Origin of the sequence: Collinsella sp. LCP19S3_F2, assembly GCF_052121015.1 — a bacterium.
Taxonomy (GTDB): Bacteria; Actinomycetota; Coriobacteriia; order Coriobacteriales; family Coriobacteriaceae; genus Collinsella.
This window is the reverse complement of record NZ_JBQKFA010000004.1, coordinates 169995-187111: the sequence shown is the minus strand read 5'-3', so window position 1 is coordinate 187111 and position 17117 is coordinate 169995. Positions and strand designations below refer to the sequence as shown.

Genomic DNA, 17117 nt, shown 5'->3' with positions numbered 1-17117 from the left:
GCCGGGCTCCCGAACGTACGGGACGCCCGGCCCAATAAGCCAACGAGAACGGGACTACACGATTTGGTTCACGTGCGTCTCGTCGTCGAACTTGGCGGCGCCGGGCTCAACGTCCTGGGGAGCGGCGGCGTCCACCAGAGCCTGCTTGAGCTCGGTGTACTGACGCTCGACTTCGCCCTCGGCCCAGACCTGGTCGGCGATAGCGTCGACCTGGCAGGCGGAGAACTTGTCCTCGGGCGTGTGCGAGACCGGGTCGACCTTGTGAATGGTCAGCTCGTTGCATTTGCCGATCCACCACTGGTAGGTCATGTAGACCGTGCCCTTGTTGATGCGATCGCTCACGTCGGCACGGCTGTATACCTGGCCGCGGCGGCTGTGAATCGAGACGATGTCGCCATTCTTGATGCCGCGTGCCTCGGCGTCCGCGGGATTCATGCGGACAAAGCCGGGCTCGTCGGCAAGCAGCGCCAGCGTCTTGCAGTTGCCGGTCATCGAGCGGCAGCTGTAGTGGCCGACCTCGCGGACGGTGCACAGGATGAGCGGGTACTCATCGTCGGGAAGCTCGGAGGGCGCCTCCCAATCGTGCGCCATCAGGTTGGCGCGGCCGTCCTTGGTGGTGAACTTGCCACCAGCGAACATGTCGGGCGTACCGTGGTCGTTCACATCGGTGCTCTTGACGGGCCACTGGGCGTAGCCGCCCTCGGGAGCCATCTTCTCGTAGGTCGCGCCCACAAAGTTGGGGCACAGGCTAATGCACTCGTTCCAGATCTGCTCGGTGTTGTCGTAGTGCATGGGGTAACCCATACGCGTGGACAGGTCCGCGAAGATCTCCCAGTCGTGACGGCACTCGCCCTTGGGCGGAACGGCCGCGTCAAAGTGCTGGAAGCTACGGTCGGATGCGGTAAAGACACCCTCGTGCTCGCCCCAAGAGGTAGCGGGCAGGATGACGTCGGCGAGCATGGTCGTCTGCGTCATAAAGATGTCCTGGCAAATGAACAGATCCAGCTCGGAGAGCGTCTTGCGCATACCGGCCGAATCGGGCTCGGTCTGCACCGGGTCCTCGCCGTAGTTGTAGAAGCAGTGCACCTTGCCCTCGTCGACCAGGTGGCCCAGGTCGGTGAGCTTGTAGCCCTCCTCGAGCGGGAGCTTTTCCTCGGGCACGCCCCATGCCTTGGCAAACTTGGCACGCACTGCCGGGTCGGTGACCTTCTGGTAGCCAGGGTACAGGTTGGGCAGCATGCCCATATCGCAGGAGCCCTGGACGTTATTCTGACCGCGCACGGGCGCGAGGCCGGAATTGGGTTTGCCGATCTGGCCGGCAACGCAGGCGATGGAGGCGATGGTGTGCACCGTCTTCAGGTTCTGCTTCTGCTGGCATACGCCCATACCCCAGCCAATGATGGCAGAGGGCTTCGCCGTGGCGTACATCTCGGCAGCTTGGTGGATCAACGCGGGCTCGACACCCGTGATGTCCTGTACGGATTCGGGAGTGTAGTTCTTGATGGTCTCCCACCACTCGTCAAAGCCGTTCGTGTGCTCGGCGACGAATTCCTTGTCGTAGAGGCCATCGTTGACCAAGCAGTTGGCAAAGGCGTTGAGGAACGCAACGTTGCAACCGTTCTTGATCGGAAGGTAGAGATCGGCGATACGCGCGGTTTCGATATGGCGCGGGTCGGCAACGATGATCTTGCAACCCTTTTCTTTGGCTCGCACGATACGCCTTGCGACGATGGGGTGCGAATCGGCAGGGTTATAGCCGAAGAGGAAAATGCAGCCCGCATCCTCCATACCGGGGATGGAGCATGACATGCAACCTGAACCAACCGTGTCCATCAGACCGAGGACAGTAGGGCCGTGTCAAGTACGGGCGCAGTTGTCCACGCTGTGGGTGCCGATGCACGCGCGCGTAAACTTCTGCATGACGTAGTTCGCCTCATTGCCGCCGCCTCGCGAAGAGCCGGTGGTCATGACAGCGTTAGGACCATATTCGTCAATTATGGCCTGCATCTTAGATGCGGTGAAATCCAGTGCCTCGTCCCAGCTTACGCGCTCAAGATCCGCGCCCTTGGTGCGGCGGATCATCGGGTGCAGTACGCGAGGAGTCAAGATCTTGGTGTCGTTGATGAAGTCATAGCCGCTCATGCCCTTAAGGCACAGCTCGCTCTGGTTGGTGATGCCGTTGAGCGGTTCGGTGCCCACGACCTGGCCGTTTTGGACCAGGAGGTTAAACTGGCAACCGGCGCCGCAATACGGGCAGATCACTTTATGCTTCTCCATGACACCCTCCTTCCTTTTTCTGCTACCGATTACTCGGTACTAATTTGACAATCATTGGGCCTGTCGCCCCAACGCTTACGCCTCGTTTTCGATGGTGGCGCGGGCACGCTCGGCAGTCAGTTCTGCCAGGCGCTCCTCGTCTACCAGGGTGAGGCCCTTGGTCGGGCACGCCTCGGCACACGCCGGACCGCCGGGACGGTCCACGCACAGGTCGCACTTGAGCACGAAGCTCTTGATCTGCGAACCCACGCGAACGTCGCCCATCAAGACCGGAACCTGCGTGGTCGCCACACTCACGGCGCCAAAGGGGCAGGCCATGACGCAGCTCTTGCAGCCGATGCAGTTGTCCTCGTTAACACCGATGCGATGGTTCTTTGGATCAAAGAACAAGGCGCCCGTGGGGCAGGCCTTCGCGCACGGGGCATCCTCGCAGTGATGGCAAGCCACCGGTGCGGAGATCTCGTACGTACGCGTCACGCGCAGGCGCGGCGCGGCGATGTTACCGGGGATGTCGTGCGCCTCGATACACGCCGCCATGCAGGTTTGACACCCAATGCAGCGCGAAGAATCGGCTACGACTCGCTTATTGCCCATGTTGTTCACTCCCTCCTGAATCCCTTGCCGGAGAGACCCTGTCGACATTGACCCAAGCCGCCCGTGGCCTGGCATCGACGAATCGAATGCATGCGGCGAAACATGCACTCGGTAGAGTTTCTCCAACGATATACAGGTTAAATATACGCAGTTGCAGGGGGCAAACTTGAGCATAGGCCCTGCAATACGGGTGTATTGCAGGGGTTTTGGCAGGTTGGAATTATTCTCTAGAAGCTATAAAGGTGAGTGTATTACATGCGTACGCCTCAGAGATTTTTATGCGCTCTCATTTTGGATGTACTACGCTTGTATTCGTGTTTATGGTTATCAACTTGAGTGAAATAAAGCAATCGTTATAAGATGCTCAAGTATCGGCACATGCCGCATATGACCGACTATATTGCACGCTCATTAAGGGGGCCAGTGATGTCATCGACTCAAAAAAGAGCCATCCTGCAGGTGCGCATTCGCGAAGAGGACAAACAGCATGCCGAGCATCTCTACGATGCCATGGGCACATCGCTCGCCGAGGCTGTCCGCTTATTTGTCGCGCAAAGCATTTTGATGCGCAAGCTCCCCTTTCAGCCGGTCGCCGTGCGCTCAAAGAACGGCACCGCCGCCTATGGATCGCTCAAAGCATATGGTGACCCCAATCGCCGCGCCGAGGAGCGCAATGCCTGGATTGAATACCTTGCCACAGAAAGCGACGATTCGGTTTTGGGCCCCGAGGAAGTAGATATCCATGAGTAGCACCATCATCGACGAGACCGTCATCCTACGCTACCTGCTTGACGACGACGAAGTTCTGTCACCGCGCGCCGCCAAGGTCATCGCCACGCGCACCGCTCGCGTCTACCCCGAAATCATCACGCGCGTCGCCGTTACGCTGCGCGACGTCTACAAGGTCCCGCGCGTGGAGATTGCGACGGCCATGACCAAGCTGCTCGATGACGTCATGGTCGACGAGCCCACCGTTATCGCCCTTGCCATCAAACTCTTTGGCAAGACCCATATGGACTTTACCGACTGCCTCCTCGCAGCCCGAACCGCCATCTATAACGACGACGTCGTGAGCTTTGGCAAGCCCATCATCCAAGGCATGATCGACTACCGCCGCCAGCGCCAAACCGCCGCCGACGCCCGCAGCCGAAGCACCGACTCCACCATCGACAAGCTCCGCCACCGCCCCCGCAGCTAACCCCATCCTCCTTAAGTTGCTGTGAAATAGTTCCTGTTTTCAAGCTTCCACGGGTCTTTTAGGAACTATTCCACCGCAACTTCCAGGTTGTCCATCCGAAACCGGCAACCTTGGACCGTGAATCCTACTGTTCGCCACGACATGGGCCTATCTACTACGTTTAACCGATTACCCTCGACCACACCGAAATCCGAAATATCAAAACCGCTGGTAGACGGCTTACCGATTTTCCGAAAATGCTGCTTTGGTCGACCCCTGCGGGCCAAACGTAGTAGATGGGCCGCTTTCGTGGCTCAGCACCAGACCAGTCATTTTGGAACAGGGGTTTTTGACCACATTTGCCAGCCGATCGCTAGAGTAGTCAAAAAGCCCCGTCCCAAATTAGCTACCCCAGCCTTCAATAGGTTCACAAAAGCCAATAGACAGTCCGTATTTCACCGCAACTTAGGAGGGAATGTGGGGTTCACGGCATGTATATGAAAATGCTCTGCTTCCAAAAGGAAGCAGAGCCATTCATCTATCTTGTGGAACGGGCGACGGGAAGTCCAAGGGTTTGCTTCGCAAACCCTTGTTTCGCTGCGGGCCATTGGCCCTTGCGTGCTGCGCTGGAAAATGCTCACGCATTTTCTCAGCTTCGCACCCTGCCGGGTTCGATCCCCGTCGCCCGGCACGCTTATGAAAACGGCTCTGGCAGCAAATGGAGCCAAAGCCGTTAAAACTATCCTATGGAGCGGGCGACGGGAATCGAACCCGCGTCATCAGCTTGGAAGGCTGGGGTTCTACCATTGAACTACGCCCGCAAGATATGGTCGGGACGACAGGATTTGAACCTGCGACATCCTGCTCCCAAAGCAGGCGCGCTACCAAACTGCGCCACGTCCCGAAGGTGTTGAGCAGCTAAGGTCTAAACCTTGCGTGTCCCAAAGCGAAGGAAATTATAGGGGAGACTTCCCGCCTGTGCAAGCGACGATACCCTAGCTCCTCGAATGTGCGACAAACTGGCTATGAACCAGACCGATCACAAACGCCACCACGGCGACCGGCGCCCAAGCAGCGCCGATATCTGCCAGCGGCAGCGCATCGAACGGCAGCCACGCGCCCGCAAAGAACGCGTCGCGGACCGAGGTGATCACGCTCTGCACCGCGACGACGCCGCCGACCCAGACCCACACCTGCGGATGCGCATCGCAAAAACCGTGCACCAGGCCCATAAGCACCAGCACGATGGCAACGGGATACAGGGCGTTGAGCATGGGCACCGAGAACATGAGGATCGCGTCGAGGCCCACGTTGGAGAGCACGCAAGAAAACGCCGCGAACACAAAGGCGAGAACCGCGAAGGGACGGCGCATAGCCTCCTCGGAAGCCCCCGCTCCCCCTTCGACCACATACGTCTCGCAGAAGTAGCGCGAGCAGCAGCTGATGAGGCCGATGCACACGTTCATGCAGGCGAGGAAAAAGATCGCAAAGACCACGACCGTGCCGGCAAGACCAAAGTGTATGGAGGCAGAGCGGGCAAGGATGGCGGCGCCGTTGGTAGCGTCGGGTATAACCGTGCCGAGCTGCATGCCGGCAAGCGCCAGGCCGCAGTAGATGATGGCCATGAGCACACCGGCGATCACACCGGAACGCGAAATCTCGAAGGCCACGCGCTTGTCATCGGTCACGCCCAGCTCGTGGATGGTCTCGGCGATGATAATGCCAAAGGCGAGCGACGCAAGCAGGTCCATGGTCTGGTAGCCGGTCAAAAACCCCTGCACGGCAGCGCCTGCGTCGTAGGGAGCCTGCGGCGCGCCAGCGGGACCCAACGGCGAGACCACGGCGGCACCCACGACCAGCACGATGAGCGCAATGAGCGCGGGGCCCGTAATGCGGCCGAGCACGCGCGTGATAACGCCCGGACGCAGCGTGAGCGCAAACGCGACGACAAAGAAGCCAACGGCAAACACCAGGCGAGCCGTGCCGAGCGAGACGCCCTCGGGCAGCAGCGGTACCAGCATCTCGAAGGCCGTGGAGCTCGTGCGCGGAATAGCCAGGCACGGGCCGATGGCTAGATACACCGCCGCAACGAAGAATTCTCCAAATTTAGGATGCACACGCCCGGCCAGCTCGCGCGCCGTTCCGGCAAGCGCCACGGCGATAAAGCCCATGACGGGCAGACCGATGGCGGCGATGAGAAAGCCGAGCATGGCGAGCGGCGTGGCAGAGCCTGCCTGCAGCGCCAGCAGCGGCGGAATGATGAGGTTGCCGGCGCCAAAGAGCATCGAGAACAGGGCGATGCCGACGGTAACGACATGGTCGGAGCGCAGGCCGCGCGGGGCGGATGAGGCCATGGGACCACCTTTCGGGTCGAAACAAAAACGGGACGGGCAAAAGACCCGTCCCGCAAGTATATACGCTCTAGCAGGCTAAATCGCGGAGCGCGTCAATCGCGGTGTCGACTTCCCCGTCCGTGTTGAAATACCCAAACGAGAAACGAACGACACCCTGACGCTCGGTCCCGAGCGCGCGGTGCATGAGCGGGGCACAATGGGCGCCGGGGCGCGTCGCAATCCCCCACCCCTGCATGAGCGCGTCCGAAATCTGGGCAGAGTCGATATCGCCCACGTTGAGTGAGACGATCGCCGAGCGCACGGGCTGGTCAAAGGCACCGTAGAGCTTAATCCCCGGAATCTCGCGCACGCCGGCAAGGAAGCGCTCTGCAAGCGAGCGCTCATGCGCCGCAATCGCCTCGATCCCGCCCTGGGCCTCGATAAAGTCGAGGCTGGCAGAAAGGCCCGCGATACCGTGACCGTTGAGCGTGCCCGCCTCAAGGCGCGTGGGCCACTCAAGCGGCTGCAGCGCATCGAAGCTGTGTACACCGGTGCCGCCCATGGCCCACGGTGCCACGTCAATGCCTTCCGCCACGGCTAGGCCGCCGGTCCCCTGCGGACCCATAAGCCCCTTGTGGCCGGTAAAACACACCACGTCGAGCCCCATGGCGTGCATATCGATATGCGCCGTGCCGGCAGACTGCGAGGCATCGACGATCACCAGCGCACCTGCCGCATGGGCCATAGCCGCCACGCGCGCAATGTCGACTGCGTTGCCGGTTACGTTGGAGGCGTGCGTCACCACCACAGCGCGCGTGTCCGGCGTGACCAACCGCTCGAGCTCGTCGTAGTCGAGCACGCCGTTCGCGTCGCAGCCCGCATGCTCAACCGCCACACCCTGTTCCGCCGCCAGGCGGTTGAGCGGACGCAGCACCGAGTTGTGCTCGAGCACCGTCGCAACCACACGGTCGCCGGGGCGCACCACGCCACAGATGGCGGTGTTGAGCGCAGCCGTGGAGTTGGGCGTAAAGCACACATGGTCCGCTCTCGGGCAACCCAAAAGGCGCGCGAGCTTAGCACGGCAACCGTGAATCGTACGAGCCGCATCGAGAGCACCCGACGTGGCGCCGCGCCCGGCATTGCCGAGCGAGCACATCGCCTGCGTCACGGCATCGATGACCGTCTGCGGCTTATGCATGGTCGTCGCCGCGTTATCCAGATAGATCATCGCACGACCTCCCACATGTCAATCACCGTAAAGCCCTCGGTGGGAACACCAGCTGCGGCAAGCTCGGCGCGCAGCAGCTCCTCATCGGCAGGCAACGCCTTCCACGCCAAGCCGCAGCCGGCAGCGACCTCCCCGGGCACGGGAATCGTGCGCCCGGGAAGGCCGCGCTCGATGCATAGGGTCTCGCAGCCCATGGCGGCCGCCGTGGTGGGAAACGTGATGACAAGCGCCGGGCGCTTCTCCCTCATGGCAACTCCAACCAATACGCTACGGGCGCACGACGCGCACGGCCTGCTCCATCTTCTCCACGATCACGTACATGTTGGTGACCTCGCCCACCGCAAGCTGGTCTTTAATGCCAAAGTGGTCCAGGCAGGTACCGCAGGTGAGAATCTCGACGCCCTGCTCGGCCAGACCCTTCAGGTCATCGAGCACCGGCGAGCCCTCGACGGTAAGTTTAGCGCCGCCGTTGTAGAACAGCATGGTCGCGGGCAGCTCCTCCTGCTGAGTCACGGCAAAGATGAACGCCTTCATGAGCTTGTGGCCCAACTCGTCGTCGCCGCGGCCCATGCAGTCGGTGTAGACGGAAATGACGAGCTTGCCCTTGCCGGCGCTGGCATCACAGAAGGCAGCACCGTCCTGCTCGGGGTCCGCAACGGCCACGGCACTGGCGGTCGCCACGGTCACGTGCCACTCGGCGTCAGAAACCTTCTCGACCGAGGCCGTGCAGCCCTTCTCCTGCGCCATCTTGGAGATGTTCTTGACGGCGGTCTCGTTATCGACCGAGGTCACGACAACGCCCTCGCCATCGAGCTGCTTGAGCGCCTTAAGCGTCTTGACGACGGGCAGCGGGCAGGCATCGCCCATGGCATTGACTTCAATCTTGGTAGACATAGCATTTCCTTTCGAAAGAACCGTTCTAGAGAACGGTAAACAGTTACATAAACGTGCGGGCTAGCGGACAACGTGGACGGCAGAACCGCCCGGCACCGGCTCGCACACGAGGCCGACGACGGAGGCGATACGTCCTTCGGCATGCAGACGGCGCGCAAGCTCATCCACATCGGCAGCAGGTGCCGCGATAAGCAGGCCGCCCGAGGTCTGCGGATCGTACAGCGCATCCAGCATCCCCGGCTCCAGACCATCGTCGACCGCCACGCGCGAGCCAAAGAAGTCCTGGTTGCGGTAGGCGCCGGCAGGGATAATGCCCAGACGTGCCATGTCGAGCACCTGGTCAAAGAGCGGCACCGCCCCCGACACAAGCTCAATCTGCACGCCCGAGCTCTCGGCCATCTCGCACGCATGTCCGATCAGGCCAAAGCCCGTGATGTCGGTGCAGCCATGAAGCTCGAGGTCCTCGGCCAGACGAATCGGAGCCTCGTTGAGGGTCCGCATCGAGTCAAACATGGCTGCGGCCTCGTCCTGTTCGATGAGCTCGCCCTTAATGGCCGTAGTGATGATGCCCGAGCCGATCGCCTTGGTCAGCAGCAGAACATCGCCTACGCGTGCGCCGCTGTTGGCGAGCATACGGTCAAGCGCGACAAAGCCACTCACGGACAGGCCGTACTTGGGCTCGTCGTCGTTGATGGTGTGGCCGCCCGCGATGGCACAGCAGGCCTCGACGCACTTGTCGGCGCCGCCCGCCAGAATCTGGCCGGCAACCTCAACGCCCAGGCAACTGGGTATGCAAAGCAGGTTCATGGCATGGCTCGGCCGCCCACCCATGGCGTATATGTCCGACAGCGAGTTTGCCGCGGCGATCTGGCCAAACAGGAACGGGTCGTCGACCATCGGTGGGAAGAAGTCGATGGACTGCACGAGGCCCAAGTTATCGCCAACGCGGAAGACGCTCGCATCGTCGGAGGTATCGAACCCCACGAGCAGGTTGTCGTTATGTACATTGGGTAAGTCGCCCAGGACCTGGGCGAGGGCTCCAGGAGCCAACTTAGCGGCTCAACCGCTCGCGGCAGTCATCTGCGTGAGCTTCATGAGATCGTCAGCCATCGATTCCTCCTCTCATCGGTCAATCAGTTCCTCCCAGTATACGCATGGCGGCGCCGAGAGCGGACAATTTATCGCACCGGCCCCCTACGCGAGCGCCTGGGCGCGAATGGCCGCACCGATGGCACCGGCAAAGCGGGCCTGGGGCGAGGTGGTGACCGGCGAGCCCACCAATGCGCCAAGACGCTCGACGACATAGGCGTTTTCGCACAGACCACCGGTCAGATAGTACGGGGCGCCCGCGGCTTGCGAGGCCATGGTCGCCACACGCGACACGACGCTCTCGATCACACCGCGGGCAATGTTCTCGCGCGGCTCGCCGCGGCCGATCAGACTAATGACCTCGCTCTCGGCAAACACCGTGCACATGCTGCTGATCTTGGTGGGCTCGCCGGAACGCGCCAGGTCGGCCATCTGCTGCTGGGTAATGCCCAGGCGGTCGGCCATGATCTCCAAAAAGCGCCCCGTACCGGCGGCGCACTTGTCGTTCATGGCGAACTTTGCCACGCGGCCGCCCTTGATCGTAATGACCTTGGTATCCTGGCCGCCCACGTCAATCACCGTGCCATGGTCGCCAAACAGACGCACGGCACCGGTACCGTGGCAGGTAATCTCGGTCACAACCTTGTGTGCATAGGGCACGGCGACACGACCATATCCGGTCGCGACCACGCGCACATCATCGGCAGCCACGTCATAGCCAGCCGCGGCAAGCTCGCCACGCAGACGCTCGGAAGCATCGACCGAGGAGAACCCGGTTGGCTGCACGCACGTCCACGCCACCAAACCCTCCCCATCGACCACAGCGGCCTTAGCCGCCGTAGACCCAATATCGATCCCGATCCCTATCATGGCTCTCTCCCAATCTAAACATCAAAGGTAGCGGCGCGTTCAGGCGCCTTAGCTCTAGGTTTCTCAGGTGCCGGAGATTGCCCCGAAAGAGGAGCGCAGCGTACTTTGGGTACGCAAGCGACGGTTTGAGGGGCAAGATCCGGTGCCTGAGGAAACTAGAGGGTTTCGATGAAGGCGGCGATGCGCGTCTCAATCTGGCCCATGTCGCCATTGCTGTAATCGGTCTCAATCTTCATATACGGAATGCCTGCGCCCTCAACGGCCTCCTGCATGCGTGCACTCTCCACGTTAAAGGTGTGACAAGCCTGCAGCACGTTCTCCACTACGCCATCGACGTGGTACTTCTCGCACATGGCCAGCGTGTTCTGCATACGACCGTCGTTGGGCGTCATGACCGAGCAGTTGATGTCCAGGTAGCGGTCGGCGATGGCGCGCAGAATGTCGGGTGCATCCGGGTCGATCATCATGGCCGCCGTGCGCTCACCCGAGCAGTCGTCCATGCACACGACCACGCCGCCGTTGGACTCGATGGTGCGACCGATCTTGTTGATCACGCCGCCCACCGGGCAGCCGGTGATCAGAATGCGCTTGGCATCCGCCGCAACCGGACGCTCGCCCGCGTTGTAGGCCTCGCGCAGCTTGGCAACCTTTTGCTCTAGCTGCTGCGTATAGGCCTCGATATCAAAGCTGAACGTACCGGCAAACATGGTGCTCATCAGGTCGACGCCGCTCATGGCCGCCGGCTGATTGGCCTGCAGCGCAAACATGTCGAGCTGGGCCGCACGCAAGCGGTTGCGACGACGGACGGCAGCGCGCAGGTCATCGTCGGTAATCGTGATGCCGTAGAAGCCCTCGAGCTCCTCCTTGAGCAGGCGGCACTCCTCGTACCAGCCTTCACGCTCGTAGGCGCGGTCGCGACCCTGAGGAAGATGCAGAATGTGCGTGCGCTTGAGCTCCCCCAGCAGCTCGTACATCTTCTTCTTGCCGTCGCAGGTGGTCTCGCCGATGATCATGTCGCTAAAGTACGTAAACGGGCACTTTTGCGAGTAGGCAAAGCCGTACGTCGACTTGATGAGCGGACATAGATTTGCCGGCAGCACCTTCTCGGCCTCGGGAATCACCTCGTCGGACGTACCGCACAGAGCCACGCTTGCAGCCCCCGCGGCATCGATAATCTCGAGCGGCGTATAGCTGCACAAAAAGCCGACCAGGCGATTACCCGCCTGCTTATAATCCTTGACGCGAATAAACGCCGCCTTGCGCTGCTCGTTGAACTCCTCAAACGTGGACGGCAACGGCTGCTCAATTTTTTCCGACATATAACTCCTAAACTTTTTACCAACCAAGGAAACGGCTTTCCCAGGTGCCCGAGGTTGCCGTGAAAGAGGAGCGCCGCATACTTTGGTAGCAAGCGACGGTTTGAACGGCAAGATCGGGTGCCTGGGGAAACCGCCGAGACGGATAGCCCTAAATGGTTTCCAAGAAAGCCTCAATCCTGGTTTGCAGTTGGCCTGCATCCTCGCCGGCGTAGTCGGTCGTGATGTGCATAAACGGAATGCCGGCCTCCTCGGCGGCCTTCTCCACGGCAAACGACTCCATCTCGTAGAGCGTGCAGAACTGCAGGGCCACGTCGACGATACCGTCGGCATGCAGGTCCTTGGCCATCTGGACAATGTCCTTCATACGCTGGTCGTTGGGCGTAAAGACAGCACAGTTGATCTTAAAGTAGCGCTCGGCGATGGCGTCGAGCATCTCGTCGACCGTCTCACCGGACTCGTCGACCAAGTCCTTGTAATAGCGCGAACCCGTGCAGGACTCCTCGCCCACCACGACGCCGCCGGCCTTCTCGATGAGGTTGAACAGCTTCCAGTTGGGCACGGCCATGGGCGTACCGGTGTACAGGATGCGCTTGGTCCCCTTGGGCGCCACGCCCTCGCCGGCCTCGACACGCTGCTCGCACTCATCCGCCATATCGTTAATGGCTCCGGTCAGACGCGGCGTGTCGTCCATAAAGGCGGCCTGGACGGTTAGCAGGCTGTCGAGACCGCTGATGGGCGCCGGGTCGGCAGCGCGTGTGGCGGCGAGGCGCTGCAGGGCGCGACGCTTCTCATTGACGGCGTGGATGGCGGCCTTCAGACGCTCGGGCGTAATCTTGACGCCGCACTCTTCCTCAATCTTGGCGGCGAGCTTCTTGACCTCGGCCTTCCAGGTCACGAGCGTCGACTCGTTGTGTACGTTGGGAATATCCATGACGTACATGTTCTTTTGCGTGGCAAAAAACTCGTAGGCCTTCTTCTTGCCATCGCAGGTGTTCTCGCCCACCACCAGGTCGCTCGACTCAATATAGGGGCAGACCTCGCCCAGCTTAAAGCCGGCAAAGCTCTTGATAAGCGGACAGGTGTTGCGGGGCAGGTGCTCCTCGACCTTATCGGTTGCCCAATCGGCACCAGAGCACAGACCCACGGGGATACCGTCGCAGGCAAGTACGATCTCCTCGGGCACGTAGACGCAGAACGAACCGACGATCTTGGTGGCCTCGCCGGCCTCCTTCTTGTCGAGCATCTCCTTAATGCGGCCGCTGTGGATGTTGGTGGCGACAAAGTCCAGGTAGGACGTGGACTTGGGACGGTTGTTCTGCGTCAGGAACATGTCGCCGTACATCTGGCCCACGGCGCCCAGCAGCATGTCGTGGTCGGCAAGATTCATGCCGAGGCTCTCCCACATCGGATGGAAATCGAATTCTTCAGCCATAACGGTTCCCCTCTCGAACCAAAAACGGATAACAGCGGTATCGATGCACGACGGACGGCGATTGCCCGGCCGTGCTCAAACCCGGAATTTTGGGGAACCTGCTTTGCAGCTGATTATTTAGTTGTGCGTCGTCTCTCCCGGAGCCGTGAACATACCTGCTCATATGCGGCTCCGAGCCATATATAGGGCACGCGCGGCAACGCGGCGAATATATGTCGTCTGCGGCATGTGCGCACCCTCCTTAACCAGTTGAGGTCAACTATATCAACGGTCATCGACCATGCGAACACCGTTGACATTCGTACGACAGCATCGTGTGCCGTCGTTTAATAAATAATTATCTTGATTGATAAGAGTTTGTCATCCCTTATTCGGCGAACGGCAAGGCAAAGCCGCCGAGGCTTATATCCCCGACGGCATTACCCGGCGCTATCGACAGACCAAATGGATCCTACTGGCATCAAAATGCATGCGCAGCGTCTCGCCCGCTTGCGGCAGCCCGTCGACAGGCACGCCCACCTTGTTGACCTTCCACTGCAGGCGCGTGGGCGCATCGACGCGCGGTACGTCCAGCAGCACCAGCCGCTCAAAGCGCGAATCGCTCACGCGGGCCACATGCAGGTCGTAGCTGTTGCGACCCCGCTCGGCACGGTTGTCAACATGGAAGTAACTTGCGCGAATGCCCAGGTACACCACATTATCGGGAACCTCGCGACCCACGTTAAAGGTCATGCCCCAGTCGAGCGCCTCAACTTCCTCGGGCCCGATCTTTCGTGCGCGGCTTGTGTTCTTGCAGCCCGTCAGGCGCAGCGCCGCCAGCGTCTGCGGACGGCGAACCACGTCCTCGACAGAACCGATCTCCTCGACGCGCCCGTTATGCATCACGCAGATGCACTGGCAGAGGCGGCACGCTTCGTCGATGTCGTGGCTCACGTAGAGCACGGTGCGGTTGCACACATCGAACAGGTCGAGCATGTTCTGCTCGAGGGCGCTCTTAAGATAGGAATCGAGCGCGCTCATGGGCTCGTCGAACATAAAGATGCCCGGATGCGCCGCCACCATGCGGGCGAGCGCCACGCGTTGCTGCTGTCCGCCCGAAAGGCGCGCGGGATAGCGGTCGGCAAAATCGGCCAGGCCGAAAATGCCCAGATAGCGCTCCGCCAACCTTTTGCGCGCCGCGGCGTCGCCCGCGTCCTTTACACCAGCACATACGTTATCGGCCACCGTCATGTTGGGAAACAGCTGATAGTTTTGGAACAGCAGGGCGCATTTGCGCTCCTGGGGCGACAGGTTGATGCCCGCCGCCGAGTCAAAAAAGGTCACGCCGTTGACGACGATCTTGCCCTCGTCGGGCGTCTCCACGCCGGCAATGCAGCGCAACGTACAGCTCTTGCCGCAACCCGAGGCGCCCAGCAGCGCCACGCGCTCCTCGCCGGCCTCAAGCTGCATGTCGAGCGTAAACCCGGGATAGCGCTTTTTGATATCCAGAACGAGCGACATGGCCTATCGACCTCCCTGCAAAGCGGCATCATCGCGCATGAGCTCGGCCAGCGCCTCGCGATCGATACGCAAGGCATCGCCGCCCGCCGGGTCGAGCGAATCGCCCCGTCCGGCGAGATCTTTGGCCTGCTTGCGCTCCGCACGGGAAAGGCCGCGCTCGCGATACTTTTGCGAATGCGCGGTGTACATGTTGATAAACAGAATGACCAGGAAACTGAACATGATTACGACCACGACCCAAAAGAGGGCCACCGACGTGTTGCCGCCCATCCATTCAAAGTAAATGGCGATGGGAATGGTCTGCGTAATACCGGCGTAGTTGCCCGCAAAGAACAGGGTGCAGCCAAACTCGCCCATTGCGCGGGCAAAGGCGAGGACCGTACCGGCGGCGATGGAGGGCCAGCCAAGCGGCATCATGAGCTTGGCAAAGATGCGACGTTCGGACCATCCCAAGGTTCGCGCGGCGTCGAGCATCTGCGTGTCGAGGCTCTCGAAGGCACCGAGTGCCGTACGGTAGACCAGGGGAAACGACACCACCACGGCAGATATCACCGCCGCCGGCCACGTAAAGACGATCGAGATGCCGTGCGCGATAAGCCACTGGCCCACCCCGGTCGAGCGGCCAAACAGCATGAGGAGCAGAAAGCCGCAGACCGTGGGCGGCAGCACCATAGGAATCGTAAAAACCGAATCGAGCAGGCCCTTGATGCGACTCGAGGTACCCATAGTCTTCCACGCGGCGAACAGCCCCAGCGCAAAGGAGATCAGCAGGGCAAGGCCGCTCGTTTTTATGGACACCCAAAACGGGCGATAGTCGATGTCGCCCAAAAAGGAGGCCAGAGAGGTCAAGGGCCCCCGCTCATCCCGCAACACGACAGACGACGCTTCTACCATTTGAGCGCTATCAAGCCAACGCGCGCCGCCCTTGGCATCACCCGAGGCTGATGCAATCACCACATAGCGGTCCCCATCCGCACCGCGCTCGTCAAAGCCATAGGTATACCCGCCGGATTCAAACGTTGTTTCCGCCGTAACATACCAAGGAAGATCCACGTCCTCTAGCTGCGCACCTCCCATGCAGTTTGCGCTGTCGAGCTCACAGACGAGGGCCTTGAGACCCGATACGCACTCGTTGTCCTGCGGATCCAATCCATACTTCTCGACCGCCTTGGGCGACATCCACACCACAACACGATCGGCAGCAGGCACCACTACAAGGTCCACGTCCTCGTCAACGGGAAACCGGTAGCCCTCAGGCTGGCCCTCCATGGCACGAGCGGTCCCCTTGGCCAGCCGCTCAAAACCCTCGATCCCATAGGAAAGCCCATGAGCGGTCGCAGCAACCTGGGCCCCGTCCTCAGCGTCCCCAGCAAACGCAAATCCCGGCACCCAGCAAAGCGCGAAGGTCAAAGCACAGGCGACAAGCATGCGGAATCTATTAAGCACAAAAAGCTCCAAGCGAATACAAGGACGGAGTGAAACACAAAACGATGGAATTATCGCGCCAAGCCGCGCTACTCGGAAAGCTCAAAGCCGTACTTAGCCCAAATCTTCTGAGCCTTCTTGTTGGTCAGACAGAAGTCGATGAACGCCTTGGCCTCGTCGGCGTGCTCGGAGCTCTCGGCAACGGCGCCCGGATACACGATGGGCTTGTGCGAATCCTTGGGGCACACGAAGGCCTCCTCGATGCCGTCGTAGCGGAAGATATCGGAGCTGTAGACAAAGCCAGCCACGCAGTCGCCCGTGGACACATAGGCGGCGGCGGTACCAACTTTGTCGGCCAGGGCCACCTTGTCGGCGATCTCGGGCGCATACTCGCCGTCGTCGCCCTCGGTGCCGGTATAAAGGCCCACAGAAGCCAGCGCCTGGTTGGCGTACTTGCCGGCCGGAACGGTCTTGGCATCGCCGATGGCGATCTTGCCGTCCAGGTTCGCGACGTCGGCGATGGCCTCGACCTTGGTGTCGGAGCCCTCGGCACGAATGACCACGAGGTCGTTGACGAACATGTCCTCACGCGTGTCGGCGTCGACGAGCTCGGCGGCCTCGGCGTCGTCCATGGTGCCCTTGGAGGCCGTGATGAGCACGTCGACGGCGGCACCGGCGCGCATCTGCTCGACAAGGTCGCCAGACGCCTTAAACTGCGTGTCGGCAAACGTGGTGCCGGCCTGCTCTGTGTAGAGCACCTGAACCTCGGGCAGGGCCTTCTCGAGCGAGTTGGCAGCAAAGACTTGCAGCTCGACAGCCTTCTTGGAAGATGCCTTAGCAGAACCGGCATCGGAGCCAGTCGGCCCAGACGTCTTGCTGCCGGAACAGCCGGCAAGGCCAAGGCCGGCAGCGGCGACAGCGGAAAGTGAAACGAACCCGCGGCGAGAAACCATATCGAACATGTTCAACCCTTTCGAAC

The 17117-nt window shown here is 61.0% G+C and carries 15 protein-coding genes and 2 tRNA genes; 2 read left to right on the top strand and 15 right to left on the bottom strand.

Annotated features, from left to right (window positions below; all coding sequences use genetic code 11):
* Positions 1-54: 54 nt before the first annotated feature.
* Positions 55-2277: a formate dehydrogenase subunit alpha gene (gene fdhF / locus ACTQX9_RS05220; RefSeq protein WP_195239652.1), complete on the bottom strand. Its 2223-nt coding sequence runs from the start codon at positions 2275-2277 to the stop codon at positions 55-57.
* Positions 2278-2352: 75 nt separating this feature from the next.
* Positions 2353-2871, bottom strand: a complete 519-nt coding sequence (locus ACTQX9_RS05215) for a 4Fe-4S dicluster domain-containing protein (protein ID WP_441540671.1) — start codon at positions 2869-2871, stop codon at positions 2353-2355.
* A 426-nt stretch (positions 2872-3297) separates the two neighbouring features.
* On the opposite strand from ACTQX9_RS05215, the gene ACTQX9_RS05210 reads away from it, so the two are divergent.
* Together ACTQX9_RS05210 and ACTQX9_RS05205 are read left to right on the top strand one after the other, a co-directional pair.
* Positions 3298-3621 (top strand): type II toxin-antitoxin system RelB/DinJ family antitoxin, encoded by a 324-nt coding sequence (locus ACTQX9_RS05210; RefSeq protein ID WP_441540670.1) that lies wholly within the window; start codon positions 3298-3300, stop codon positions 3619-3621.
* Positions 3614-4069, top strand: a complete 456-nt coding sequence (locus ACTQX9_RS05205; RefSeq protein ID WP_441540669.1) for a PIN domain-containing protein — start codon at positions 3614-3616, stop codon at positions 4067-4069. Before ACTQX9_RS05210 ends, ACTQX9_RS05205 begins: the two co-directional genes overlap by 8 nt.
* Positions 4070-4795: 726 nt before the next feature.
* Here the strand turns inward: ACTQX9_RS05205 and ACTQX9_RS05200 are convergent.
* The 13 genes from ACTQX9_RS05200 to modA form a co-directional block, all read right to left on the bottom strand.
* Positions 4796-4869, bottom strand: a tRNA-Gly gene (locus ACTQX9_RS05200).
* 6 nt (positions 4870-4875) lie between these two features.
* Positions 4876-4952: transfer RNA gene (locus ACTQX9_RS05195), tRNA-Pro, on the bottom strand.
* 91 nt (positions 4953-5043) lie between these two features.
* Positions 5044-6402 (bottom strand): branched-chain amino acid transport system II carrier protein, encoded by a 1359-nt coding sequence (gene brnQ / locus ACTQX9_RS05190; protein WP_441540668.1) that lies wholly within the window; start codon positions 6400-6402, stop codon positions 5044-5046.
* 67 nt (positions 6403-6469) lie between these two features.
* Positions 6470-7609 (bottom strand): aminotransferase class V-fold PLP-dependent enzyme, encoded by a 1140-nt coding sequence (locus ACTQX9_RS05185; protein WP_441540667.1) that lies wholly within the window; start codon positions 7607-7609, stop codon positions 6470-6472.
* On the bottom strand, positions 7606-7857 hold the full coding sequence (locus ACTQX9_RS05180; protein ID WP_427795782.1) for a DUF3343 domain-containing protein: 252 nt from the start codon (positions 7855-7857) through the stop codon (positions 7606-7608). Before ACTQX9_RS05180 ends, ACTQX9_RS05185 begins: the two co-directional genes overlap by 4 nt.
* A gap of 19 nt (positions 7858-7876) precedes the next feature.
* Entirely contained in the window at positions 7877-8503 is a 627-nt protein-coding gene (yedF, locus tag ACTQX9_RS05175) for a sulfurtransferase-like selenium metabolism protein YedF (RefSeq protein WP_441540666.1), read from the bottom strand.
* Positions 8504-8563: 60 nt separating this feature from the next.
* Positions 8564-9613, bottom strand: coding sequence for a selenide, water dikinase SelD (gene selD, locus ACTQX9_RS05170; protein WP_441540665.1), 1050 nt, complete (start codon positions 9611-9613; stop codon positions 8564-8566).
* 84 nt (positions 9614-9697) lie between these two features.
* Positions 9698-10462 carry an acyl-CoA dehydratase activase gene (locus ACTQX9_RS05165; RefSeq protein ID WP_441540664.1) on the bottom strand — a complete coding sequence of 255 codons (765 nt, stop codon included), beginning with the start codon at positions 10460-10462 and terminating at the stop codon, positions 9698-9700.
* 155 nt (positions 10463-10617) lie between these two features.
* A complete protein-coding gene (locus tag ACTQX9_RS05160) occupies positions 10618-11781 on the bottom strand; it encodes a double-cubane-cluster-containing anaerobic reductase (protein ID WP_441540663.1) in 1164 nt (387 codons plus the stop codon).
* Positions 11782-11929: 148 nt separating this feature from the next.
* Positions 11930-13213, bottom strand: a complete 1284-nt coding sequence (locus ACTQX9_RS05155; RefSeq protein ID WP_441540662.1) for a double-cubane-cluster-containing anaerobic reductase — start codon at positions 13211-13213, stop codon at positions 11930-11932.
* A gap of 429 nt (positions 13214-13642) precedes the next feature.
* The gene (locus ACTQX9_RS05150; protein ID WP_441540661.1) at positions 13643-14713 is read right to left on the bottom strand and encodes a sulfate/molybdate ABC transporter ATP-binding protein; all 1071 of its coding nucleotides are present in this window, start codon (positions 14711-14713) and stop codon (positions 13643-13645) included.
* A 3-nt stretch (positions 14714-14716) separates the two neighbouring features.
* On the bottom strand, positions 14717-16159 hold the full coding sequence (gene modB, locus ACTQX9_RS05145) for a molybdate ABC transporter permease subunit (protein ID WP_441540660.1): 1443 nt from the start codon (positions 16157-16159) through the stop codon (positions 14717-14719).
* 68 nt (positions 16160-16227) lie between these two features.
* Positions 16228-17100 carry a molybdate ABC transporter substrate-binding protein gene (gene modA / locus ACTQX9_RS05140; RefSeq protein ID WP_441540659.1) on the bottom strand — a complete coding sequence of 291 codons (873 nt, stop codon included), beginning with the start codon at positions 17098-17100 and terminating at the stop codon, positions 16228-16230.
* Positions 17101-17117: the final 17 nt, after the last annotated feature.